Consider the following 210-nt stretch of genomic DNA (forward strand, 5'->3'; position numbering starts at 1 on the left):
AGGCGTGGGACGAAGGTGCGGGATCATAAGTTCCCCCGACCCGAGTCTGTGTTTAAGCTCCTTTACTTGGAGGCGGAGCGTCAGGAGGGGAGGTGGTCTGAGCGGCGATTGAAGGGCTTTGCTGAGGTGCGGGAAGTGCTGGAGAAGATGCTTCTGGAGAGGTATGCCCCCCGTACACAGACGCTTACACATAAATCTTGACACGACCGG

Annotated in this window: 1 pseudogene; it reads left to right on the forward strand. The window is 57.6% G+C overall.

The features are described 5' to 3' along the window. Window positions 1-201, forward strand: a pseudogene (locus AC27GT_RS03575) (IS256 family transposase); the annotation flags it as partial. Window positions 202-210 lie beyond the last annotated feature (9 nt).

The sequence above is a fragment of the Thermus sp. KWY1 genome (assembly GCF_057547025.1).